The organism is Allobosea sp. UNC402CLCol, from assembly GCF_000745475.1.
In the GTDB taxonomy this organism is placed as follows: domain Bacteria; phylum Pseudomonadota; class Alphaproteobacteria; order Rhizobiales; family Beijerinckiaceae; genus Allobosea; species Allobosea spartocytisi.
The window spans coordinates 24,853-47,756 of the sequence record NZ_JQJJ01000013.1; the positions used below are offsets into that span (position 1 = coordinate 24,853).

General features: G+C 63.8%; 19 protein-coding genes. 8 read left to right on the forward strand and 11 right to left on the reverse strand.

What is annotated here, in order from left to right; all coding sequences use genetic code 11:
• The first annotated feature begins 15 nt into the window (after nucleotides 1-15).
• Nucleotides 16-1,866, forward strand: a complete 1,851-nt coding sequence (locus GY40_RS16410; RefSeq protein ID WP_112763901.1) for an ABC transporter ATP-binding protein — start codon at nucleotides 16-18, stop codon at nucleotides 1,864-1,866.
• A gap of 91 nt (nucleotides 1,867-1,957) precedes the next feature.
• Here the strand turns inward: GY40_RS16410 and GY40_RS16415 are convergent, their stop codons facing one another.
• Nucleotides 1,958-2,473: a YqhA family protein gene (locus GY40_RS16415; protein ID WP_051988187.1), complete on the reverse strand. Its 516-nt coding sequence runs from the start codon at nucleotides 2,471-2,473 to the stop codon at nucleotides 1,958-1,960.
• Nucleotides 2,474-2,709: 236 nt separating this feature from the next.
• On the opposite strand from GY40_RS16415, the gene GY40_RS16420 reads away from it, so the two are divergent.
• A complete protein-coding gene (locus tag GY40_RS16420; RefSeq protein ID WP_051988262.1) occupies nucleotides 2,710-3,795 on the forward strand; it encodes a YeiH family protein in 1,086 nt (361 codons plus the stop codon).
• Nucleotides 3,796-3,854: 59 nt separating this feature from the next.
• On the opposite strand, the gene GY40_RS16425 is transcribed toward GY40_RS16420, so the two are convergent.
• Together GY40_RS16425 and GY40_RS16430 are read right to left on the reverse strand one after the other, a co-directional pair.
• Nucleotides 3,855-5,894 (reverse strand): NAD(+) synthase, encoded by a 2,040-nt coding sequence (locus tag GY40_RS16425; RefSeq protein WP_038364519.1) that lies wholly within the window; start codon nucleotides 5,892-5,894, stop codon nucleotides 3,855-3,857.
• A 175-nt stretch (nucleotides 5,895-6,069) separates the two neighbouring features.
• Nucleotides 6,070-7,110 carry an NAD-dependent epimerase gene (locus GY40_RS16430; RefSeq protein WP_081925473.1) on the reverse strand — a complete coding sequence of 347 codons (1,041 nt, stop codon included), beginning with the start codon at nucleotides 7,108-7,110 and terminating at the stop codon, nucleotides 6,070-6,072.
• A 373-nt stretch (nucleotides 7,111-7,483) separates the two neighbouring features.
• On the opposite strand from GY40_RS16430, the gene GY40_RS16435 reads away from it, so the two are divergent.
• The 5 genes from GY40_RS16435 (at nucleotide 7,484) to rfbA (ending at nucleotide 12,445) form a co-directional block, all read left to right on the forward strand.
• Nucleotides 7,484-8,848 (forward strand): nucleotide sugar dehydrogenase, encoded by a 1,365-nt coding sequence (locus GY40_RS16435; protein WP_038364521.1) that lies wholly within the window; start codon nucleotides 7,484-7,486, stop codon nucleotides 8,846-8,848.
• 195 nt (nucleotides 8,849-9,043) lie between these two features.
• Nucleotides 9,044-10,099, forward strand: coding sequence for a dTDP-glucose 4,6-dehydratase (rfbB, locus tag GY40_RS16440; protein ID WP_038364523.1), 1,056 nt, complete (start codon nucleotides 9,044-9,046; stop codon nucleotides 10,097-10,099).
• A gap of 16 nt (nucleotides 10,100-10,115) precedes the next feature.
• Nucleotides 10,116-10,673 (forward strand): dTDP-4-dehydrorhamnose 3,5-epimerase, encoded by a 558-nt coding sequence (gene rfbC / locus GY40_RS16445; RefSeq protein WP_038364525.1) that lies wholly within the window; start codon nucleotides 10,116-10,118, stop codon nucleotides 10,671-10,673.
• On the forward strand, nucleotides 10,673-11,566 hold the full coding sequence (gene rfbD / locus GY40_RS16450) for a dTDP-4-dehydrorhamnose reductase (protein WP_081925474.1): 894 nt from the start codon (nucleotides 10,673-10,675) through the stop codon (nucleotides 11,564-11,566). Before rfbC ends, rfbD begins: the two co-directional genes overlap by 1 nt.
• A 3-nt stretch (nucleotides 11,567-11,569) precedes the next feature.
• Complete coding sequence (gene rfbA, locus GY40_RS16455; RefSeq protein ID WP_038364527.1) at nucleotides 11,570-12,445, forward strand: glucose-1-phosphate thymidylyltransferase RfbA; 876 nt, start codon at nucleotides 11,570-11,572, stop codon at nucleotides 12,443-12,445.
• Nucleotides 12,446-12,476: 31 nt separating this feature from the next.
• Here the strand turns inward: rfbA and GY40_RS16460 are convergent, their stop codons facing one another.
• The 4 genes from GY40_RS16460 to GY40_RS16475 form a co-directional block, all read right to left on the reverse strand.
• Nucleotides 12,477-13,328: a rhamnan synthesis F family protein gene (locus GY40_RS16460; protein WP_197062765.1), complete on the reverse strand. Its 852-nt coding sequence runs from the start codon at nucleotides 13,326-13,328 to the stop codon at nucleotides 12,477-12,479.
• 178 nt (nucleotides 13,329-13,506) lie between these two features.
• Entirely contained in the window at nucleotides 13,507-15,201 is a 1,695-nt protein-coding gene (locus GY40_RS16465) for a hypothetical protein (protein WP_038364529.1), read from the reverse strand.
• On the reverse strand, nucleotides 15,198-17,561 hold the full coding sequence (locus GY40_RS16470) for a glycosyltransferase (protein WP_038364531.1): 2,364 nt from the start codon (nucleotides 17,559-17,561) through the stop codon (nucleotides 15,198-15,200). Before GY40_RS16470 ends, GY40_RS16465 begins: the two co-directional genes overlap by 4 nt.
• 87 nt (nucleotides 17,562-17,648) lie before the next feature.
• Nucleotides 17,649-18,644: a UDP-glucuronic acid decarboxylase family protein gene (locus tag GY40_RS16475; RefSeq protein ID WP_248311202.1), complete on the reverse strand. Its 996-nt coding sequence runs from the start codon at nucleotides 18,642-18,644 to the stop codon at nucleotides 17,649-17,651.
• A 190-nt stretch (nucleotides 18,645-18,834) separates the two neighbouring features.
• On the opposite strand from GY40_RS16475, the gene GY40_RS16480 reads away from it, so the two are divergent.
• A complete protein-coding gene (locus tag GY40_RS16480; protein WP_051988189.1) occupies nucleotides 18,835-19,464 on the forward strand; it encodes a hypothetical protein in 630 nt (209 codons plus the stop codon).
• Here GY40_RS16480 and GY40_RS16485 read toward each other — a convergent pair.
• The 4 genes from GY40_RS16485 to gmd all read right to left on the reverse strand — a co-directional run bounded on the left by GY40_RS16485 (nucleotide 19,416) and on the right by gmd (nucleotide 22,844).
• Complete coding sequence (locus tag GY40_RS16485; RefSeq protein ID WP_051988190.1) at nucleotides 19,416-19,850, reverse strand: GtrA family protein; 435 nt, start codon at nucleotides 19,848-19,850, stop codon at nucleotides 19,416-19,418. The genes GY40_RS16480 and GY40_RS16485 overlap by 49 nt on opposite strands.
• Nucleotides 19,847-20,809, reverse strand: coding sequence for a glycosyltransferase (locus GY40_RS16490; RefSeq protein ID WP_081925505.1), 963 nt, complete (start codon nucleotides 20,807-20,809; stop codon nucleotides 19,847-19,849). The genes GY40_RS16485 and GY40_RS16490 overlap by 4 nt, the downstream gene beginning before the upstream one ends.
• 77 nt (nucleotides 20,810-20,886) lie before the next feature.
• The gene (locus GY40_RS16495; protein WP_038364536.1) at nucleotides 20,887-21,858 is read right to left on the reverse strand and encodes a GDP-mannose 4,6-dehydratase; all 972 of its coding nucleotides are present in this window, start codon (nucleotides 21,856-21,858) and stop codon (nucleotides 20,887-20,889) included.
• Complete coding sequence (gene gmd / locus GY40_RS16500; protein WP_038364538.1) at nucleotides 21,855-22,844, reverse strand: GDP-mannose 4,6-dehydratase; 990 nt, start codon at nucleotides 22,842-22,844, stop codon at nucleotides 21,855-21,857. Before gmd ends, GY40_RS16495 begins: the two co-directional genes overlap by 4 nt.
• Nucleotides 22,845-22,904: the final 60 nt, after the last annotated feature.

Here is a 22,904-nt window from a genome sequence, read left to right on the forward strand (position 1 = left end):
AGAGAAGGACCTGACATGACCTCCCCGATCCTCTCCGTTTCCAACCTGACCACCTCCTTCCGCGTGGAGGGACAGTGGAAGTCGGTCGTCCGCAACATCTCCTTCGACATCAAGCCGAAGGAGACCCTGGCGGTGGTCGGCGAGTCCGGCTCCGGCAAGAGCGTCACCGCGCTCTCGATCATGCGGCTGACCCCGCCCGGCTCGAGCAAGATCGAAGGCTCGATCAAGCTCAACGGCAAGGAGCTTCTGACGCTGCCCGACGCGGATATGCGCCATATCCGCGGCAACGAGATCGCGATGATCTTCCAGGAGCCGATGACCTCGCTGAACCCGGTGCTGACCATCGGCTTCCAGATCGCCGAGGCGCTGATCCTGCATCGCGGCCTGTCGCGCTCCGAGGCCGAGGCCGAGACGATCCGCCTGCTGGAGAAGGTCCGCATCCCCGCCGCGAAGTCGCGCTTCCACGAATATCCGCACCGCTTCTCGGGCGGCATGCGCCAGCGCGTGATGATCGCGATGGCGCTGGCCTGCAAGCCGAAGCTGCTGATCGCCGACGAGCCGACGACCGCGCTCGACGTGACCATCCAGGCGCAGATCCTGGAGCTGATCAAGACGCTGCAGGACGAGGAGGGCATGTCCGTCCTCTTCATCACCCACGACATGGGCGTCGTCGCCGAAATCGCCGACCGCACCGTCGTCATGTACAATGGCGACGAGATCGAGACCGGCCCGACCGAGGACATCTTCGCCCGGCCGCAGAAGCCCTACACCAAGTCGCTGCTTTCGGCCGTGCCGAAGCTCGGCTCGATGATCGGCAAGGCCCGGCCGATGCGCTTCCCCGTCGTCGACCGCGCCACCGGCGAATCCGACGTGCCGACCGAGACGCCCGATACCGTCCAGGCGGCCGAGCGTCCCGTCCTCGAAGTCGCCGGCCTCACCACCCGCTTCGAGATCCGCGGCGGCCTGCTCTCCTCGGTCAAGGGCCGGGTGCATGCGGTCGAGAACGTCTCCTTCAGCCTGAAGGCCGGCGAGACGCTGGCGCTGGTCGGCGAATCCGGCTGCGGCAAGTCGACCACCGGCCGCTCGGTGATGCGCCTGATCGAGCCGCTCACCGGCTCGGTGCTGCTCGACGGCGTCGACGTGCTGAAGCTCAACCAGCATGACCTGCGCGAGCAGCGCAAGCGCATGCAGATGATCTTCCAGGACCCCTTCGCCTCGCTCAATCCGCGCATGAATGTCGGGACCGCGATCGCCGAGCCGCTGCTGATCAACAACCTTGCCAGCCGCTCGGAGGCGCGCGACAAGGTGGCGGACCTGCTCAAGCGCGTCGGCCTCTCGCCCGACATGGCCAACCGCTTCCCGCACGAGTTCTCGGGCGGCCAGCGCCAGCGCATCTGCATCGCCCGCGCGCTCGCGGTCGAGCCGCGCCTGATCGTGGCCGACGAGGCGGTCTCGGCGCTCGACGTCTCGGTGAAGGCGCAGGTGGTCAACCTGATGCTCGACCTGCAGGCGCGCATGGGGCTGGGCTATCTCTTCATCTCGCACGACATGGCGGTGGTGGAGCGCGTCAGCCATCGCGTGGCGGTGATGTATCTCGGCGAGATCGTCGAGATCGGCCCGCGCGTCTCGATCTTCGAGAACCCGCAGCACCCCTACACCAAGCGCCTGCTGGCCGCCGTGCCGGTCGCCGATCCGGCCCGTCGCCTGATCAAGCGCCCGGTCTCGAACGACGAGATCAAGAGCCCGGTCCGCGCCCCCGACTACGAGCCGCCGGTGCGCCAGTACCGCGAGGTCTCGCCCGGCCATGCCGTGATGATCTGGGGCGAGGAATGGGAGAAGAAGGACCCGGCCGCGATCGCGGCCTGAGCCCTTCCAAGATCGAGACGATCAGCCCGCGGCGCGAGCCGCGGGTTTTTTGTTGGGGTGTGGCCGCTGCTTCAGCGGTCCTCGATTGGCCCTAATGCTTTGGCGGCTCAGCCTCTCCGACGCGATCCGCGATCGCCATGAGCAGCATCGTCAGCGCAAAGCCCAACATGATGGCGATGAGCCATCCGAGCTTCGTACTATCCGCGCTGTTCTCGATATCCAGGAACCACTCCAGAACGTTCACCGCCGCGATGGCGACGATGGATGCAAGCAGCCTTTGCTTCAGACCCGAAAACCCCACATTTGCCAGGCTGGTTGGCCAGGCCGGGCGTTGCTGGACGTCGATCGGCGCCAAGAAATTCTCGTAGCTCGAGCAGATCACGATGACGATCAGATTTGCCGTCAAGGCAATGTCGACGAGCTTCAAGCTGCCGACAATGATTTCGGACGGATCGGACATCCGGGCGCTCGTGAAAAAATCGAACAGCTTCAGCGCGAAATTGAAGAGCAGCGCCGCGAGGGTGAGGATCAGGCCAAGGAGAAAGGGCGCCAGGAACCAACGGGAATTTGCGATGATGGCTTCAAGCGTCAAGCGCAAGCGATTCATGACGAACTCCCTGTGGCTTCTGCCCCCGGGCGAACATTGTGAAAGCTGAATTTGCCAGAATGGCTCGGTCACGCCAATCGGAAGGTGTTGCCGAAGCGCCCTGCATCGGCTCCGCAAACACGCGCAAGCGGGCCAATCGTTCGACCCAATGAAACGGAACGATCGCAACAATGCGATAGACAGCATAATTCTTCTCCGATTAGGTCCGCGGAGAAGAAGGTTCTCCCATGGCCGATATGCGCTCCGTCACTCCGTTGCCCGCGCCCTCCCCTTCAGCGCTGAGGGGCCTGGGGCGAATCCTGCCCGGCCTGGGGCTCTGCGCCGGCATCAGCGCGATCGCCTTCGCGCTGGAGCATCTCGAGGCCTTCGCCACGGGCCGCGCCTGGCTTGAAGCCCTGGTGCTGGCCATCCTGATCGGCACCGCTGTCCGCACGATCTGGACGCCCTCCGAAATGTGGCGCGCGGGCATCGCCTTCTCGGCGAAGACCGTTCTGGAAATCGCCATCGTGCTGCTCGGCGCGTCCTTGAATGTCGCGATGATCATCGCCGCCGGACCGGCGTTGATTGCCGGCATCGCGGCGGTGGTGTCGGTCGCGCTCGTCGTCAGCTTCCTGCTCGGCCGGGCGCTGGGGCTGCCGAAGCGCATGGCCGTCCTCGTCGCCTGCGGCAATTCGATCTGCGGCAACTCGGCCATCGCCGCCGTCGCGCCGGTCATCGGCGCTGACGGCAAGGATGTGGCCGCCTCCATCGCCTTCACCGCGGTGCTGGGCGTTCTGGTCGTGCTCGGCCTGCCCCTTCTCGTCCCGCTTCTGAGCCTGTCCGAGACCCAATACGGCGTTCTCGCCGGGTTGACGGTCTACGCCGTCCCTCAGGTTCTTGCCGCCACCGCGCCGGTCGCGGCCGCCAGCGTGCAGATCGGGACTCTCGTCAAGCTCGTCCGCGTCCTCATGCTGGGGCCCGTCGTGCTCGCGCTCTCCATCCTGGGCCACAGGCTGCGGGACGATGTCGGCGCGGCCGGCACAGGCGGCGTCAAGCCGGCGTCGCAACGCGTGGCCTTCAATAAACTTGTGCCGTGGTTCATCATCGCCTTCCTGGGGATGGCGGCGCTGCGTACGCATGGCTTCATCCCGGAAGTCGCGCTCACACCCATCGCCACGACCGCGACCATCCTCACCATCATCTCGATGGCGGCCCTGGGTCTCGGGGTCGATATCCGCGTCGTTGCCAGAGCCGGCGGGCGGGTCACCGCCGCCGTCACCCTTTCCCTGCTTGCCTTGGCGGCTGTCAGCCTCGGCCTCATCCGAGTGCTCGGCGTCAGCTGAGCGCCCCGCCGCCGAACCAAGGGCGTGCGGGCGATCCGCTCCGATCGCCGCTGCTTCGCTCAGTCCGGGATGCGCGCCCAATCGGCCAGCCACGGCGCCGCCGAAGCATCGCTCGGCGCACGCCAGTCCCCACGCGGTGAGAGCGAGCCGCCCGACGAGACCTTCGGGCCGTTCGGCATGGCCGAGCGCTTGAACTGGCTCGTCTCGAAGAAGCGCCGGATGAAGACGCCGAGCCAGCGCTTGATCACCGGCAGGTCGTAGGCGACGCGCTTGCCTTCCTCCATATTGGGCGGCCAGGCGCCCTTGGCGGCATCGCGCCAGGCATGTTCGGCAAGGAAGGCGATCTTGCTCGGCCTGAAGCCGTAGCGCGTCGTGTAGAACAGGTTGAAATCCTGCAGCGCATAAGGGCCGACAAAATCCTCGGTCTTCTGCGCCGGCTTGTCGCCATCACCGGGCACCAGCTCGGGCGAGATCTCGGTGGCGAGGATGTCGAGCATCACATCCGAAGCCTCCGCGCCGAAGCGGCCGGACTGCGCCACCCAGCGGATCAGATGCTGAATCAGCGTCTTCGGCACCGAGCCGTTGACGTTGTAATGCGACATCTGATCGCCGACGCCATAGGTGCACCAGCCGAGCGCCAATTCCGACAAATCACCGGTGCCCATCACCAGCGCATTGTGCCGGTTGGCGAGGCGGAAGAGCACCGAGGTGCGCGCCCCGGCCTGCACATTTTCAAACGTGATATCGTAGACGGGCTCGCCCGCGGCGAAGGGGTGGCCGATATCGACCAGCATCTGCCGGCAGGCCGGCGTCATGTCGATCTCCTCGGCGCTGACGCCGAGCGACCGCATCAGGCGCCAGGCATTGTCCTTGGTGCCCTGGCTGGTGGCGAAAGCCGGCAGCGTATAGGCGAGGATGTTCTCGCGCGGCAGCCCGAGCGCATCGAAGGTATGGGCCGCGACGATCAGCGCCTGCGTCGAGTCGAGGCCGCCGGAGACGCCGATCACCACCTTGTCGATCCGCGTGCTTTCCAGCCGCTTGCGCAGGCCATGCGACTGGATGTTGTAGGCCTCGAAGCAGAGCTCGTTCAGCCGCGCATCGTCGCTCGGCACGAAGGGAAAGCGTTCCACGGCGCGGGCAAGGCCGAGATCGCTCTCCCGGTCCGGTTCCAGCGCGAAGTCGATGCGGCGGAAGGCGAGCTTCTCGCGGTGAACGTCGATGCTGTCGCCAAAGGTGTTCTGGCGAATGCGGTCCATCGCCAGCCGCTCGAGGTCGATATCGGCGAGGATAAGCTCCGGCTCGGCGGCGAAGCGCTCGGCTTCGGCCAGCAGCGCGCCGTTCTCGTAGATCATCGCCTGCCCGTCCCAGGCGAGATCGGTGGTCGACTCGCCCGTGCCGGCGGCGGAATAGGCATAGGCCGCGATGCAGCGCCCCGAATGGGCCTTGCAAAGCGCATGGCGCCAGTCGGATTTACCGATGGTGACGTTGCTGGCCGAGAGGTTCAGCAGCACGGTCGCGCCGGCGAGCGCGCCGAAGGACGAGGGCGGGATCGGCGTCCAGACATCCTCGCAGATCTCCATATGGACGATGAAATCCGGGACATCGCTCGCCGCCAGCAGAATATCGGTGCCGAAAGGCACCTCCTGGCCGCAGAGGTCGATATAGAGGGCCCCTGCCCGCTCGCCCGAGGCGAACTGGCGCCGCTCGTAGAACTCGCGATAGTTCGGCAGATAGGTCTTCGGCACCACGGCGAGGATGCGGCCGCGATGGATCGCGACGGCGCAATTGAACAGCCGCCCCTCGACCCGCAGCGGCGCGCCGACGACCGCGACGCAACGCAGGCTGCGGCTCTCCTCGACAAGGCGCGCCAGCGCCGCGCTCACCGCGTCGAGCAGCGCGTTCTGCTGCAGGAGGTCGTCGATCGCATAGGCGCTGATGCCGAGCTCCGGGAACAGGCAGAGCGAGGCGCCGCCTTCATCGGCCCGGCGCAGCAGCTTCACCGTCTCCGCGACGTTGAAGGCCGGATCCGCCACCTTCAGCCGCGGCGCGGCGCAGGCGAGGCGAACCAGGCCGTGCTCGTGGATATTCGCGAAACTCATCGAGACTCCGTTGGGCTCGGACACCGAAGACGCGGCACATCGCTTATCGCGCAGACGGCCTGTGCGGAGCAAGGCGGCCCCGGTCATGGCTGCCGCGACGCGCGGTCAGATGCCCGCAGTGGCTGCCTTCGATTCGCGCGACGCGATGCGGCTCGAACTGGGCCCGCCTCCCGGCTCAGACGCGGTAGAAATCGCGAAACCAGGCGACGAAGCGGGGAATGCCGACCTCGATCGGCGTATCCGGCCGGAAATCGACCGTAGCGGCCAAATCGGCCACATCGGCATAGGTCGCCGGCACGTCGCCGGGCTGCGCGGGCAGGTGACGCCTGATCGCCTTACGCCCGCAGGCGGCTTCAACCACGTCGATGAAGTGCGAGAGCGCCACCGGAGTGTGGTTGCCGATGTTGTAGATGCGCCATGGCGCCGTGGATGTCGCCGGATCGGGGCGCCCGGGGTCGAAAGCCGGGTTCGCCGCCGCGGGCTGCGCGGCAAGGCGCACGATCGCTTCGCAGATATCATCGACATAGGTGAAGTCGCGGCTCATCTGCGCTTCGGCATAGACGTCGATCGGTCTGCCCTCGAGGATCGCCTTGGTGAATTTGAAATACGCCATGTCCGGCCTGCCCCAGGGCCCGTAGACCGTGAAGAACCGCAGCCCCGTCATCGGAATCCCGTAGAGATGGGCATAGGAATGCGCCATCAGCTCGTTCGCCCGCTTGGTCGCGGCGTAAAGGGAAACCGGATGGTCGGCGCCGTCATGCTCGCTGAACGGCACCTTCGCATTCGCGCCATAGACGGAGCTCGAGGAGGCATAGACGAGATGGCCGACGGCATGCCGGCGGCTCGCCTCCAGCACCGAGAGAAAACCGTCGAGATTGGCGCTGGCATAGGCGCGCGGATTTTCAAGCGAGTAGCGGACACCCGCCTGCGCCGCCAGATGGATGATCGCATCGGGGCGGAATGCACCGATCGCCGCATCGAAGGCGTCATGATCGGCGATGTCGATCTGCTCGAAGGAAAAGCCGTTGCGGCCCAGCAGCCGAGCGAGGCGCGCCTGCTTCAACGCCGGGTCATAGTAGGGGACGAGCGCATCGACGCCCATGACCTCGGCGCCACGCTCCAGCAGCGCCTCCGCGACATGAAGGCCGATAAAGCCCGCGGCTCCCGTCACGACGACACGGTTCAACGACAGGCTGTGATTCAATGGGTCACCCATGACAAGACATCGCAACTCCTCTCATCGCAACGAGTCGGGGCCGGTGGCAAGAGGCCGGAAGGAAAACAATCCTGCCTCAAGCCGGTCGGGCAGCATCCGGACGCGCGCGGCACCAAGCAACGCGTTCTGCTGCAGCAGGTCGATCGGATAAGCGCTGCTGCAGAGCTCCGGGAAAAGGCCAAGCGAGGCGCCGCCCTCGTTCGCTGAAGCGGCTCAAGGTGCCGCAGGTCCGAGCGATGAAATGCCGCCGAAAACGAGAGCGACAAACTCCGCAGCGAAAGCACCTCAGGTTGACATCGTTCCAACCGAACAGCAAAGCCTCCCTTGAATCCTGCTTTCGCGCCGTGAGCGCCCATCCAGCGGAAGGCCGCTCATGTCAGCTTCAGCGCCCCCTTGCTCCGTCACCGATTCCGGCCTTTCCGATCAACTCGCGCGCATCGCCGGGAAGGACTACCGAATCGGCATCATCGGCCTCGGCTATGTCGGCCTCCCGCTGGCGATGACGGCCTGCAAGGCCGGTTTCAAGGTTCTCGGCTTCGACATCGACGCCAAGCGCGTCGTGCAGATCAATCGCGGCGAGAGCTTCATCAAGCACATCCCGACCGAGGCGATCGACGCCGCGATCAAGGACGAACGCTTCCGGGCCACGACCGATTTCGACGAGCTACGCGAGGTCGATGCCATCATCATCGCCGTGCCGACGCCACTGACCAAGCATCGCGAGCCGGATCTGAGCTATGTCGAGGCAACGGCCCGGGCGATCGCACCGCGCTTGCGGAAGGGTCATCTCGTTGTACTGGAATCGACGACCTGGCCCGGGACGACCGACGAGGTCATGCGCCCGATCTTCGAGGCGACCGGCCTGAAGAGCGGCGTCGACTTCTACCTCGCCTTCTCGCCCGAGCGCGAAGATCCCGGCAATCCGGATTTCGACACCTCGACCATCCCGAAGGTCGTCGGCGGCGACGGAGCCGATGCGCTGGCGCTGGCGAATGCGGTCTACAGCGCGCTGGTCGTCAAGACCGTTCCCGTATCGAGCCCCAGGACGGCCGAGGCCGTCAAGCTTACCGAAAACATCTTCCGCGCCGTCAACATCGCACTCGTGAATGAGCTCAAGGTCGTCTACAGCAAAATGGGTATCGATGTCTGGGAGGTGATCGACGCCGCCAAGACGAAGCCCTTCGGCTTCATGCCCTTCTATCCCGGGCCGGGACTGGGCGGTCATTGCATCCCGATCGACCCGTTCTACCTGACCTGGAAGGCGCGCGAGTTCGATGTCACCGCCCGCTTCATCGAGCTCGCCGGTCAGATCAACACGGCGATGCCGCATTGGGTGGTGGACCGCGTCGCCGAGGCGCTGGACCGCCGGCAAGGCCGTGGACTGAGCAGTGCGCGCATTCTTGTCATGGGCATCGCCTATAAGAAGAATATCGAGGACACGCGCGAAAGTCCCGCCCTGAAGCTTATCGAGCTTTTAGAAGAACGCGGCGCGGCAGCCGATTATCACGACCCGTATGTTCCGGAGCTGCCACCAACCCGCAAGCACGGCAACCTTGCAGGGCGCAGCTCGGTTCCTCTGACGGCCGACGTTGTGGCGAGCTATGACGCCGTGCTGATCGCAACCGATCACGATGCGATCGACTATCGGGCTCTGGCAGAGGCCGCCCGCCTCGTCGTCGACACCCGCAATGCCTGTGCGAAAGCCGGGCTGGGCGGCGACAACATCGTCAAAGCGTGAAGCGGCGGCAGCGATCCCGCTTCCGCTCTCCAAGATGCGTGTGAATCACCCAGCATATGGAACGTATCTCGACATATTTCCTGCGGCCCCGGCGCGACGACCGAAAGCCGCAAGCGGCTTGACACTGCCTGAAGAGGCTGCTTCTTGCCGGATCGACTTGAAATTGGACGGCTTTTCGTCTCGGAGTTCTGTAACGTGTCTCTGAAATTTCTCGTGACGGGCGGCGCCGGCTTCATCGGTTCGGCGGTCGTGCGGAAACTGATCAAGGAGACCGGACATCAGGTCTGCGTGGTCGATAAGCTGACCTATGCCGGCAATCTGGCCTCGCTGGAGCCTGTTGCGGGCAACAACCGCTATCGCTTCGAGCAGGCGGATATCGGCGACGCTGAGCGGATGAAGGCGATCTTCGCCGATTTCGCTCCCGACGTGGTGATGCATCTCGCGGCTGAGAGCCATGTCGATCGCTCGATCGACGGGCCGGCCGCCTTTATCGAGACCAATATCGTCGGCACCTTCACCCTGCTGCAGGAGGCGCTGCGGCATTTCCGCGGCCTGGATGAGTCCGGCAAGGCGCGCTTCCGCTTCCACCATATCTCGACCGACGAGGTCTTCGGCTCGCTGGGCGACGAGGGCTTCTTCAGGGAAGACACCGCCTATCAGCCGAACTCGCCTTACTCCGCCTCCAAGGCGGCCTCCGACCATCTCGTGCGCGCCTGGCACCACACCTACGGCTTGCCGGTGGTGATGACCAACTGCTCGAACAATTACGGGCCCTATCACTTCCCCGAGAAGCTGATCCCGCTGATGATCATCAACGCGCTGGAGGGCAAGCCGCTGCCGGTTTATGGCAACGGCCAGAACGTCCGTGACTGGCTCTATGTCGACGATCACGCCGACGCCCTGCTGACGGTGGCCACAACCGGAACGCTCGGCGAGAGCTATAATATCGGCGGCCATAACGAGAAGGCCAATATCGAGGTGGTGAAGGCGATCTGCGCGATCCTCGACGAGCTCAAACCCGATCCAAAAGGACCGCGCGAGCGCCTGATCTCCTATGTCACCGACCGGCCGGGCCATGATGCCCGCTATGCGATCGACGCCGGCAAGATCGGCCGCGAGCTCGGCTGGACGCCGAAGGAGACCTTCGAGACGGGCTTGCGCCGCACGGTCGAATGGTATCTGGCCAATCCGCAATGGTGGGGCGATATCCGTTCCGGCATCTATCGCGGCGAGCGCCTCGGCGCGGCCTGAGCGGGAGACGGAAGCGATGCTGAGCGTCGAGGACATGGCGATCCCTGCCGTCAAGATGATCACGCCGAAGAAGTTCGGCGATCATCGCGGCTTCTTCTCGGAAACCTGGAGCCGCAAGGCGTTCGCCGAGGCCGGGCTCGATCTCAATTTCGTCCAAGACAATCAGTCGCTCTCGGCGCCGGTCGGCACGCTGCGCGGTCTGCATTTCCAGTCGCCGCCTTTCGCCCAGGACAAGCTGGTCAGGGTGACGCGCGGGCGCATCCTCGACGTGGCCGTCGACATCCGCGCCTCCTCGCCCACATTCGGCAAGCACGTCGCGGTTGAGCTCTCGGCCGAGAACTGGAGGCAGCTCCTGGTGCCGGTCGGTTTCGCGCATGGCTTCGTCACGCTCGAGCCGGATACCGAGGTGCTCTACAAGGTTACCGCCCCCTACGCGCCTGAAAACGACCACGGCCTCGCCTTCGACGACCCGGCGCTGGGCATCGACTGGCGCCTGCCGGCCGACAAACTCACCCTCTCCGACAAGGACCGCAAGCATCCGCGCCTCGCTGAGATGCTGCGCTTTTTCGAATGATGGGCCTGCGCATCGCCGTCACCGGCTGGACCGGCCAGGTCGTCCGCGCCATGCTGGAGCGTGTGCCGGCAGGTGTCGAGGTCATCGCACTGCGCCGCCCGGAGCTTGATCTCGCCGATCACCGGACGATCGCGCCGGCTCTGCGCTCGGCCAGGCCCGATGTCATCGTCAATGCAGCGGCCTATACGGCCGTGGATCAGGCCGAGAGCGAGCCTGAGCTCGCCATGCGCATCAACGGGGGAGCGGCCGGCGAAGCGGCGCGCGCCGCCGCCGCCCTCGGCATTCCCGTCATCCAGCTCTCGACCGACTACGTCTTCGACGGGACGCTCGATCGACCCTATCGCGAGGACGATGTGACCGGCCCGATCTCGGCCTATGGCGCGAGCAAGCTCGCCGGTGAGCAGGCCGTCGCCGCTGCGACAGCGAACCATGCCGTTCTGCGTACGGCCTGGATCTACAGCCCCTTCGGCAAGAACTTCGTGAAGACCATGCTGCGCCTGGCCGAGACGCGCGACGAGGTCGGCGTCGTCGCCGATCAGCAGGGCTGCCCGACCAGCGCGCTCGACATCGCCGATGCGATCTTCGCGGTGGCGCGCAATCTTGTTGCCCGCCCCCAGGACGATACGCTGCGGGGCGTCTTCCATATGAGCGCCCCAGGCGAGGCCGTATGGGCCGATGTTGCCGAAGCGATCTTCGCTGAACGCGAGCGCCTTGGCGGCAAGCCGGTCGCGGTCAAGCGCATTGCGACGGCCGATTATCCGACTCCGGCGCGACGTCCGACCAATTCGCGGCTCAACTGCAGCAAACTCGCCGCGCGACACGGCGTTGTGCTTCCCGCGTGGCGTGCTTCACTGGCGACCTGCGTCGAGCGGCTTCTCAAGGATCAGGGGTAAACGATGAAGGGCATCATCCTCGCGGGCGGCTCCGGCACCCGGCTCCACCCGATGACGCTGGCGATGTCGAAGCAGCTTCTGCCGGTCTACGACAAGCCGATGATCTATTATCCGCTCTCGACGCTGATGCTCGCCGGCATCCGCGAGGTGCTGATCATCTCGACCCCGCATGATCTGCCGAACTTCAAGCGCCTGCTCGGCGACGGCTCGAACTGGGGCATGAGTCTTTCCTACGCCGAGCAGCCGCATCCGGGTGGGCTGGCGCAAGCCTATCTCATCGGCGCCGAGTTCGTCGCCGGCCAGCCCTCGGTGCTGATCCTCGGCGACAACCTGTTCTACGGCCACACCCTGCCGGAAATGATGGCCTCGGCCTCGGCGCGGGGCAAGGGCGCAAGCGTGTTCGCCTATCATGTCCGCGATCCCGAGCGTTACGGCGTGGTGGAGTTCGACGCCACCGGCAAGGCGATCTCGATCGAGGAGAAGCCCAAGGCGCCGAAATCGAGCTGGGCTGTGACGGGGCTGTATTTCTACGACGAAACGGTCGTCGACATCGCCGCCAACCTCAAGCCTTCCGCTCGCGGCGAGTTCGAGATCACCGACGTCAACCGCGTCTATCTCGAGCGCGGCGAGCTGTCCGTCGAATGCATGGGCCGCGGCTTCGCCTGGCTCGACACGGGAACGCCCGACAGCCTGCTGGAAGCCGGCGGGTTCGTGCGCACGCTGGAGAGCCGACAGGGCCTGCGCATCGCCTGCCCCGAAGAGATCGCCGCGAGACAAGGCTGGATTTCGGCGAAGCAACTCGCCGCGCTCGGGGAGACTCTCAGGAAGGGCGACTATGGGCAATATCTGCTCAAGGTCGCGAACGATTTCGGTTTCTGAAGACGCGAAAAGCCGGCCGTCGAAGCGAGAGCTACGGCAGCACCCGCCCCCGCAGGTCGCGGACCACGTAACCCCGCGCCCATGCTGCAATGGTGAAGCACCGCTCGATGGCATGGTGAAGCGTGCCGTCGAGTTGGCGGGCTTCCGGCTCGAAATCTTCGGAGGTCAGGTCGAGCTCGCGCAGTGCGACCAGAGCCGCCGGGCGAAACCAGAACATCGAACCCTCGAAAAATCCGAGACGCGTGACGCCGTCGGCTCCCATTCGCGCCGCGATCGCGCACACGCGGGCTTCGTTCTTCATCCAGTACGACCGGCCTGTTCGATAGCAGAAGCGCCAGCCAACGATACCCGTCGCAGGGTTTTCGAACGCGGCCAGCACCTTCGTTGCCACGCTGGGCTCACCGCAGAGCATCGCGAAAAGCAGTTTGCGGCGCGTCTCGCCGTCGATGAGATGCGGGCTGCGCTTCGTATGTAGCTTGAGAACCGCATCGTACCCATCTAGCGCACCGGAAGACAAAACGCCCATAAAAGGCGCGATGTCGCGTCCCCGATTCTCGTAAGGGTGGAGGTGCACATTCGCCAGCCCGGCGACGCGACTGGCGACACTGTCGATCCGGTCCGTCGGGACGGTCAAGTGCAGGGGGACCGAGCCCGGGATACTTTTGCGGCACGCTAGAATTTCGTTCAGCAAATCGACGTAATAGACGTGGGCGATGACGGCTGCGCGAACATCAGGGACCGGGTTGCCTGTGACCTTGGCCGAGAGCGTGCGCCTGATGCGTTGACCAACATCCGAAACGAACAGAGACCCTATCGTGGCGGTCGCAACCTTCTCGACGACGTGACGCGCGAAAGCAGCAGAAAACTTTCTCGCTATTGTCAAGAATAGAACCTCACCGCCATAGTCTAACAGCCGCACGCTTTGCGGTTCGACGTTGCTCGTTCACGAACCGACAATAGCGATGCCGATACGTCATCAAGACTACCAGACTGCCCCTCCCGCGTGATAACCGCCCTTCGGGTGACCGTCAATCGACAGCGTGGGCAGCGGAATGAATGCATCAGGGAGCGCGGGACAGGGCGTGCACGGAAACCGCGGGAGTCCTGCAAGTCGCAGGCGCGACGGCATCGAAGCGCGCGGCCTCCTGGTCGGATACCGCGTCATTCAGGATGACGATGTGCGTCGCGCCCGAGTCCAGCAGGTTCCGGCGATAGTCCGAAGCGGACAGCTCGCCGCCTCGAAACAACCTCTCGATATGCGTCACGCGCTGAAGTTCGGGCGTGTCGCGGTTTCCATAGCCGTCAAAGATACGCGCCTTGTAGGGCAGCATCAGAAGCATGTGGTCGATTCGCGCGTTGATCCAGTCGAGATGACCGCCGTTCGCCAGGGGCACGACGCTGGCTACATCTCCGCTGCCAAGCTTTTTTAGACAGGCGTCGGCGCGCAGGATCCGGGCCTCCTTCGCGATCAGATCCGCCCGCGGAATCTGGAACACGCAGAAGACCAGCGCCAGGGCCAACATCTTCCCGCGAATCGACGCGTTGGAAACACCCATAGCGAACACCAACGCGAAATGGAGCGTGAAGAAGATCGAAAAGCGCCCAGGAGCACGGATCACGCGCAGGGCCGGTATGTGCTTCTGCAAAACTCCGACCGGGCTGATGATGCGATGGCCAAAGATCTCGACATAGGGTCCAAGCGAAAGGCCCCAGGCGATGACGAAGACCAGGCCAGCAAAGCCGAGGAGGCGCAACCGTCGCTGAGCCGTCGCGTCGTCGGCTCGCGCGAGAGCCCGGAAGACGATTACCGTGGCGGCCAGCAGGCAGATGATGCTGACGGCGCCGGGCGAGTAGCTGCGCTCCGAATCACCCGGCTCCAGGCTGAGATTGGGATAAAGGAAGTTTACGGGCGTCAGCAGGAAGAAAGACGACAGCCGGGCCGCGTAGAACTGGACTTCCGGCAGCGGGATCGGCGCGAAGCCCTTCTGCAGCCTGACATAGGGGACCATGAGTATTGCCATTGCGAGCCCGAACAGGCCGGCGGCGGCCACGTCTTTGCGGGTGATGGCCTTTGGCAGCGCGAGCAGGCGCCGCCAATAGATGGCTCCCAGCGGCAGGAGCAGGAACGCCAGCATGAAGGGCAAGTACATGGCGATCGCCGTGCCGAACCCGGTGGTTAGGAACAATTCGGGGTAGAGCCCACGCTCGTCCAAGAGCAGGATGCGAGCGATCAGGAGCATGACGACCGGGGCGAAAAGCAGGCCGAAGAGCTGGAAATGCCCCATAACCGCGAACATCGGGAAGCTCGAGAGCGCCACGACCGTCGCCAGCACCCGCGCCAGCGGCGCGAGATCCAGCGCCTTCAGCTGACGATCCACCAGCACGGCGGCAATGGCCAAGACCGTTATCAGGGTCAGATTGAGCGCGACGATCTCGCTGACGCCGATGCGCCACAGCGTATAGATTGGCGCCATGCCGATCAGCGAGTCCGAGAAGGCGAGCGAGTTCTTATAGGGAAAAAACTGGATCGACTGGAAATAGCTCGCGACCTCTACCCGCAGCAGCTTCTGGCGTCCATGTTCGAGAATCCAGAGTATCAGGCGTCCATCGAACGGGTCGCGCCAAAACGAGCCGAGCGAGAAAAGCAGCCCCTGGAAGTATAACCCAATGACGAGGGCTGCACTCACGAGCCCGGTCCAAAGCGCGTCGAAGCCTGCGCGCAGTCCACCGGGTGCTGCCTTTGGAGCGGCCATCATGTGCGTTTCGCCGTTTCGGCGAGGTAGCTCTGGAAACGCGTGTCGTTCCCGGCGCGGAACGCACGGGCCGACGCAGCCACAGCCTCGTGGTTGATTGCGGCCGCTTTCTGCATTGCGCTGCGAAGCACGACCACGAACTCATCAAAGTCACGATAGGTGTCGCCGGCCGCGAGATCCTTGACCAGATCAGCCGGCCCGCCCTTGGCGTAGACGACGGGCCAGGCGCCGAACAGGCAGGCCTCCAGCGGCGCGATCCCGAAATGCTCGTGGTATTCGGGCTTGTCTTCGGGTTGGCCGAGCCCGGCCGCATGGATATAGATGGCGGAATTGGCGAGCAGGTCGTTGACCATCGCCCGCGGGCAGTTCGGCAAGAGCTCGATCCGGGGATCGCCTTCGGCCATCTGCGTGATCCGCGCCAGATAGGTTGCATCGCGCGCATCGCGGTGATCGAAGCCGCCGACGAGGCATAGCCGCCAGTCGGCATAGTCCGGGTCCCCCGCCGTCGCGCGGAAGGCCTCGATGATGCTGTGCTGGTTCTTGCCATGCCCTCGATTGGTGATCCGACCGATCGACAGAGCTAGTTTCTCCTTCTTCGCATAGACGGAGGGCGCGGGAACCGCGACCGAAAAGGTCGGGCAGACGACCAAGCCGCGGTTCGGGCCCCATAAGCGTTCGGCCCAGCTCTGCGTAAAGCGGGAGTTATGCAGGAAGACGTAGTCCTTCAGCATCGCCTTCCTGATTTCCTGGTGCGGAAAGCTGACGATGTAGAAGGATTGCTTCGCCAGTGAGCCGAGATTCGAGCGAAAGGTGGAGTTGACGAAGATGTCGAACCGCGCGGTGAACTCCCGCGTCATGGTGGAGATGACGAGCTTCCGACACCGTTCGAGGTCGTAGCCGAAGCGACGGCCGAGTTCGTCGATATCGAAATCCGATTCGGAGATCAGGAAGATCTCGTCCTCCGGCCTGGCGGTGGCGAGCGTCAAGCCGAGCGCATGAGCCTCACCGCCCCCCATCGTATTCCAGTACGAGTTGTACAGTCCTATCGTCCGGCCTCCCGCCTCATGCTGGCCGATCATCGCATCGTAAGTCTTAAGCGTCTCGGCAAGCCCGGAAGGGACAGCACTGTATCGGTCGGTTTTTCCGAGAAAGGAGGCGAGCTGTTCCTTCGCTCCTTTCGTGCCGCGATAAAATTCGTAGATCAGGCGCGAGCGCTGGACCAAGGTGGTCCAGAGCGGAGAGCCCTCGGACGAACTGACCGAATGCTTGTGATACGCGATCGCGCGAGGGCTATAATGCACCCGATAGCCGAGAGAGCTGCAGTGGTGCGAGAGCTCTGAATCCTCGTAATATGCGAAGAATTCCGGCCTGAAAATCGGACGGCCGACCAGTGCGGCACGGCGTATGAGGGCGACGCATCCGCAAAAAGCCGCGACCTTGCCGCGTGTATCGTACCGAAAATCATCCTCTTCGCCGAAGCCGATATCGAATGGCCCTTCTCGGCGCAATCCGGTGCCCGCGTTGTTGATGACCCACCCGGCGCCCGGATGATCCTGCGACCGCAGGCACAGCACGAGTGGTATACCCCCTTCACTAGGCTGATGAACCGAGGCGCCCACTGCCGTTGTGAACGTCTTGATTGCGCTCGAACCGATCGCCCTGAGAGTCACACAGGATTCGTCCATCGGAAGCCGCAGGACGACGGCATGCTTGGCAACGCCATCGCGACGGTCTTCGACCCGCGACTCGATCGAGGCTCCATCGACACGGCCCTGGCGAATGAAGAGCTTCTTGTAGTTGAGCTGGCTCTCAAGTTCCGCGCTGGAGATCGAGAATGCAGCGTCGCTCTCCAGATGGACATCGACGAAACGTGTCCAGAAACGCGTCTTCGGAGCTGCGACCGCAACGTTGCCGTCCAACCTGAAGGCGCAGAGCAATTCGAACAGACACTCGTCATCAAGCCGGGCGTCGGGGTTTACAAGAGCGATGAGCTCGCCGCGCGAAGCCTCCAAACCGACGTTGTTGCCAGCCGCGAACCCGACATTTCCCGGCGCACGCAGCCATCTTGCTTCGGGAACGATCGACTCGACCAGGCCTCTGGTGTCGCTCGTCCCATTTTCGACGACGATGATCTCGAGCTTCGGATAACTCTGCTGCTTGATGGATGAAAGACAGGCCGGCAGATCTTCTTGCGAATTATACGAGACCACGATGACCGAGATCAGCGGGTCATGCGTCAGGAGGCCGAACTTCGGCGGCCGCGCGAGAGCCCGCAGATATAAGAAGGCGAGCGCCTTTTTGAACGCGAACCAAAGCCCATTGCGCCGCAGCTCGATCACGAATTGGCGGATGTAGACGTTCATGAGTCCTCAACTCGGGAGCGCGCCGAACGGGGCAAGCCCGGCCAGTGGCATCAACTCGGCAAAGCGGAGCTGAAACCGCAATAGAGGTCAGCCCTGCTTCAGGAGATTATCGAAATAGGCGATAGCCTTGATCAACCCCTGGCGCAGAGGAACCTGCGGCTGCCAATCCAGGACTTGCCGAGCCTTGGTGATGTCGGGCCGGCGCTGCTTGGGGTCATCCTGCGGAAGCGGTTTTGTCACGATCCGGGAACTCGAGCCTGTCAGCTCGATCACCAATTCCGCCAGCTCGCGAATAGTGAACTCGCCGGGGTTACCGAGATTGATCGGTCCCGTGATGTCGTCGGCGGAATCCATCATCTTGACAAACCCATCGATGAGGTCGTCGACATAGCAGAAGGAGCGGGTCTGGCTTCCTTCACCGTAGACGGCGATGTCCTCCCCCCGCAGGGCCTGAACGATGAAGTTCGAGACGACACGCCCGTCGTTGGGGTGCATGCGCGGGCCGTAGGTGTTGAAAATGCGCACCACCTTGATTCGCATCTGATGCTGGCGATGGTAGTCGAAGAAGAGCGTCTCCGCGCAGCGCTTGCCCTCGTCGTAGCAGGAGCGGTAGCCAATCGGATTGACGTTGCCCCAATATTCTTCCGGCTGCGGGTGAACGGTTGGATCGCCATATACTTCAGAGGTGGAGGCCTGGAATATCTTGGCCTTCACCCGGCGGGCAAGGCCGAGCATGTTGATGGCGCCGTGCACACTGGTCTTCGTGGTCTGCACCGGGTCGAACTGGTAGTGGATCGGCGAGGCCGGGCAGGCGAGATTGTAGATCTCGTCGCACTCGATATAGAGCGGCACGGTGACGTCATGGCGCATCAATTCGAAACGCTTGTCGTCCAGCAGATGCGCGACGTTCTTCCTGCTGCCCGTGAAGAAATTGTCGAGACAGATCACCTCCTGGCCGGCCTCCAGAAGCCTTTCACAGAGATACGAGCCGAGGAATCCGGCGCCGCCTGTCACGAGCACGCGCTTGGTCGTATGGTACATCGGTCGAACTGCCCTCGCTTCGCCCAAGGTGCGTTCACGCATGGGCGACCTTTGAGCGGCTAGTGCGATGAGTGCTTCGTAAAAGTCAATCTTTCGGACCGAAATCATTGGCTTCACTCGCCCGGACCGGGAGAGGCCGCCTGATCATTGGCACCTGGTTTTCACATCCGAAGGCTTGCCCTAAGAGGCGCTCGACACCGTCGCAACCCCGGTGACCGGGATAGGACAGGCTATGCAAAAGGCATTCGCGGCTCTCGCCCTGGTAGGCGCCTACCTCGCGGCCTTCCTACTGCTGAACGGCATCCACTTCCGGTTCTTCCCGGTCGGCGTCGTTCTCTACTCGACCGTGATGGATGCACTCTTGACCGGCGCGATCTTTCTGGGGCTCGTCATTCTGCTTCGCCGCAAACTGCCGTTGAACGGCTTGGAGACAACGCTGTGCGTCGTGCTCGGGCTGTCGCTTGCAGGCGGGTATGCCATCAGCGTGCCGACCGTCATCGACCGCTCGCTGTCGATGTACATCCTGGAGAAGCTCGCCCAGCGCGGCGGCGCGATCCGGGAAGACGCCTTCCCGGGCATCTTCGTCAACGAGTATATGAAGGAACACCGGCTGGTCGACATCCGTCTGACCGAACAGCTGGAATCCGGCACGATCACCATCCACGGGGGATGCGTCGAGCTGACCGAGCGCGGCCGTCTCATTGCGGAGGTGACGCGGTTCTACCGGACGACGTTCCTACCGAAGCATCGCAAGATCATGGGCGTCTATACCGACGACCTGACGGACCCGTTCCGCAACTCGGCACCTGCGAACTACGCCTGCGTTCCGGGAGCGTTCGCAGGGCCGGCGAAGACGAAATAGCGATTGCCCAGATAACTCATGGCCGCCGCGATACCCGTCGACAGGATGAAGCCCCAGCCATAGGGAAGCCCAAGCCTGTCGCTCCACATCGCCAGGAAGCCGGCGTAGAAGACGGCGAGCGCAGCGTAGAGGGTCAGGAAGCGTAGCAGCGTCGCCTTTGCCGAAGCGGTGGATGGGAAAACCACCAGCCGGTTACCGAGATAAGAGGCCGTGATGCCAACGATGCTGGCGAGGCCATTCGCCAGGCCGGCGGAAGGCACCCTCGCCACCTCGAGCAGCAACAGGAGCGTAGCGTAATGCACGCCTGTCGCCGCAAGCCCATTCACGACGAAAAGCGCGATCGTGCGCGCGCCGCTGGCTCGACCATCCGCCGATGACGCAGTCACGCCCCACCGACAGGGGCAGTCGGCTCAACGCGCTCGATTATGAGATCGAGGTCAGCACGCCTGAGAGGTGCCGCCCCCTTGACGATTCCTGAGACCATCAACGTCACGAAGCTCAGGATACCGGCCTGGAGCAGGATAATGACGAGAATCCCAAAGGCCGTCGAGAACCAGCCCGGCGTGGCCCAGCCTATCAGTTTCAGCAGGGTCGCCACGCCCAGCAGCAAGGACGCCATCACGATCATCGCGACACACAGCACGCCGACGCGCACCAGCACGTCCTCGGCGAACACCATGATCGAGCGCATGCCGTGCAAGGCGAGCGAGACGAAATTCATCCGCGAAACGCCGAAGTAGCGCTTTCCGCGATCCGTGGGGACAGGGCGCATGCGCAGCCGCGAGACCATGACGGCCGCAGGGAAATGAACCCAGGTTTCCTGCATCGCGGCCATCCGGCTGGCGGCCTTTCCCGTCATCGCCATGAAGTTTCCAAAGCGGATTCCACGCCCAGTCAGGAATTTGAACAGGCGACGGTAGACCGCATAGAACGCACGAAACTGCAGGCTCTCCGAGCGCTGCCGGCGCTTTGCAACGACGACGTCGACCTTCGGGTCCGCGAGTGCAGCGAGAAGCTCGGGCACCGCGGCCGGAACGTCCTCGCCATCGGAGTCCATCACCACCAACATCTCCGGATGGAGCGTGGTGGCCACGTGGGCGATGCCTGCCGCAATAGCGCGCTGATGGCCCATATTGCGCGCGAGGTGCACCACCTCGCCCTCGAGCCCGGCGGCGGCGATGTCGGCGGCCCCCATGACATCGTTGAGCGAACCATCCTCAACCGCGACAATAAACGGCTTTACGGGGCAGGTGGTAGAGAGATCGGCGATCAGTTGCCGCGCACTCGCCCGGTCCTCGAAGACCGGCATGAGGATGACGAGCGGAAGCGGGGAGCGGTCGAGCATTACGATGTCCAAAACGGCACGACGCGATATCATGAGGCAGGTAGAGAGCAAAACGCCCCGCCATTTCAATGTGGCACTCAGGACCGTTCCGAGGCCATTTGTCCACGAAATCCGTCCAGCACATCGGCGAGCGTCCTGTGCCAAGCGATCTTCGGTTCCCAGCCCAGAACCTCCCTGGCGAGGGCGCTGCTACCGGAAACGACCGGCACTTCGTTGGGACGCAGGCGAGCGGGATCGACCCTCACCTCGATCGCGAGGTTCGACAGCGCGAGAAGGTCATCAAGCACATCACCTATGCGGCGTGGCTGGCCAGAACTGACATTGAAGACAGCACCGGACGCGCAGGCGCCCCCGAGAAGCACCGCTTCATAAGCGGCGATCACGTCGCGCACGTCCAGAAAGTCGCGTTGGGCGTCGAGGTTTCCGACGTCGATCACAGGCGGCGCCATTCCAGCCTCGATCCTGGCGATCTGCGCGGCAAAAGCGGGCACGACGAAATCGGCGCCCTGGCCCGGGCCCGTGTGATTGAACGGCCGGAACCGAACCGTCTTCAAACCATCGTAGGCCATCTGGCCTAGCGCAAGGTCGGCGGCGGCCTTGGTCGCAGCATAAAGATTGCGAGGCAGCAACGGCGCACGCTCATCGAGGGGCAAAGCCGACTGATTGAAGGCCTCTCCATAGGCTTCCGACGTGCCCGCGAAAACGAGGATGGCATCCGAAGCGTGCTTCAGCAGCGCGTCGGCCAGGTTCAGCGTCCCGTACAGATTGACGTCCCAGGCGCGGCGCGGGTTCTGCCTAGCGAGATGGAAGCTCGAGACAGCAGCCAGATGCATGACGCAGCTCGGCGCGACCGACCGGAGCGTATCCTCCACGGCTTTGGCATCGGTCACGTCCAGGGCCAGCGGCACGATCGCGCCGCCATCGCCCTCATGTCCCGCGGCGAACAAGGTAGATCCCGCAGGGAGTTTCGCCGCGAGTTGCCGCACCAACAGCGAGCCGACGAACCCGCCAGCTCCGGTCACCAGGATACGGGACGCGGATGCCGTCACTGCCGGGTGGCGCCCTGGGCGCGCAGGCGGGCCAGATCGGCCTCGACCATTTCCTGGATCATCGCCTCCAGCGGCGTGGTCGCTTCCCAGCCGAGCTTCGCCTTTGCCTTGGACGCGTCACCGAGGAGGATCTCAACCTCGGCCGGCCGGAACAGGTCCGGATCGATCATCAGGTGCCTGTCGATATCCAGATCGAGATGGGAAAATGCGATCTGGCACATATCGCGCACCGTCACCGTCCGGCCGGTCGCGACGACGTAATCGTCGGGTGTGTCCTGCTGAAGCATCAGCCACATCGCCCGGACGTAGTCGCGCGCATGGCCCCAGTCACGCTTTGCATCGATGTTGCCGAGGCGCAGTTCAGAAGACAGACCGAGCTTGATGCGGGCCACACCGTCCGTCACCTTTCGCGTCACGAACTCGATGCCGCGCAACGGCGATTCATGATTGAACAGAATGCCGCTCGATGCGTGCAGCCCGAAGCTTTCCCGGTAGTTCACCGTCATCCAGTGGCCGAAGAGCTTGGCCACCGCGTAGGGCGAGCGCGGGTAGAAGGGTGTCGTCTCGGTCTGCACGGGCTCCTGGATCAGCCCGTACATCTCCGAGGAGGACGCTTGATAGAAGCGGGCGGCCGGACAGGTCAGCCGGATGGCCTCAAGTACGTTGACGACTCCCAGCCCAGTGATGTTTCCGGTCAAGAGAGGCTGCTGCCAGGACGATTTGACGAAAGATTGCGCGGCCAGATTGTAGACCTCGTCGGGCTCCACCTCGCGCAGAATGCGGATGATGCTCGACAGGTCCGACAGGTTCCCGTCATGGAGCCGTACCTGCTTGTCGATGCCGAGCCATCGCAGCCTGACATCGTTGACGTCGGCTGTGCTAGACCGGCGAACCATCCCGTGAACCGCATATCCCTTGCTCAGAAGGAACTGCGCAAGATATGCGCCGTCCTGTCCGGTCACGCCGGTAATCAACGCCTTTTTCATGAAGAACCTTGTCTGTGGCGCGATGCCACCAATGGTGGCCTCTATAGAAAGGTTTTGCAG

Excerpts from the sequence above, each read along its gene's own strand:
- rfbA (WP_038364527.1), top strand. The coding sequence starts at position 11,570 with ATGAAGGGCATCATCCTCGCGGGCGGCTCCGGCACCCGGCTCCACCCG.
- GY40_RS16410 (WP_112763901.1), top strand. The coding sequence starts at position 16 with ATGACCTCCCCGATCCTCTCCGTTTCCAACCTGACCACCTCCTTCCGC.
- GY40_RS16430 (WP_081925473.1), bottom strand. The coding sequence starts at position 7,110 with ATGGGTGACCCATTGAATCACAGCCTGTCGTTGAACCGTGTCGTCGTG.
- GY40_RS16435 (WP_038364521.1), top strand. The coding sequence starts at position 7,484 with ATGTCAGCTTCAGCGCCCCCTTGCTCCGTCACCGATTCCGGCCTTTCC.
- GY40_RS16425 (WP_038364519.1), bottom strand. The coding sequence starts at position 5,894 with ATGAGTTTCGCGAATATCCACGAGCACGGCCTGGTTCGCCTCGCCTGC.
- rfbC (WP_038364525.1), top strand. The coding sequence starts at position 10,116 with ATGCTGAGCGTCGAGGACATGGCGATCCCTGCCGTCAAGATGATCACG.
- GY40_RS16465 (WP_038364529.1), bottom strand. The coding sequence starts at position 15,201 with ATGATGGCCGCTCCAAAGGCAGCACCCGGTGGACTGCGCGCAGGCTTC.
- GY40_RS16420 (WP_051988262.1), top strand. The coding sequence starts at position 2,710 with ATGCGCTCCGTCACTCCGTTGCCCGCGCCCTCCCCTTCAGCGCTGAGG.
- gmd (WP_038364538.1), bottom strand. The coding sequence starts at position 22,844 with ATGAAAAAGGCGTTGATTACCGGCGTGACCGGACAGGACGGCGCATAT.
- GY40_RS16480 (WP_051988189.1), top strand. The coding sequence starts at position 18,835 with ATGCAAAAGGCATTCGCGGCTCTCGCCCTGGTAGGCGCCTACCTCGCG.
- rfbD (WP_081925474.1), top strand. The coding sequence starts at position 10,673 with ATGGGCCTGCGCATCGCCGTCACCGGCTGGACCGGCCAGGTCGTCCGC.
- GY40_RS16490 (WP_081925505.1), bottom strand. The coding sequence starts at position 20,809 with ATGCTCGACCGCTCCCCGCTTCCGCTCGTCATCCTCATGCCGGTCTTC.
- GY40_RS16415 (WP_051988187.1), bottom strand. The coding sequence starts at position 2,473 with ATGAATCGCTTGCGCTTGACGCTTGAAGCCATCATCGCAAATTCCCGT.
- GY40_RS16470 (WP_038364531.1), bottom strand. The coding sequence starts at position 17,561 with ATGAACGTCTACATCCGCCAATTCGTGATCGAGCTGCGGCGCAATGGG.
- GY40_RS16475 (WP_248311202.1), bottom strand. The coding sequence starts at position 18,644 with ATGCGTGAACGCACCTTGGGCGAAGCGAGGGCAGTTCGACCGATGTAC.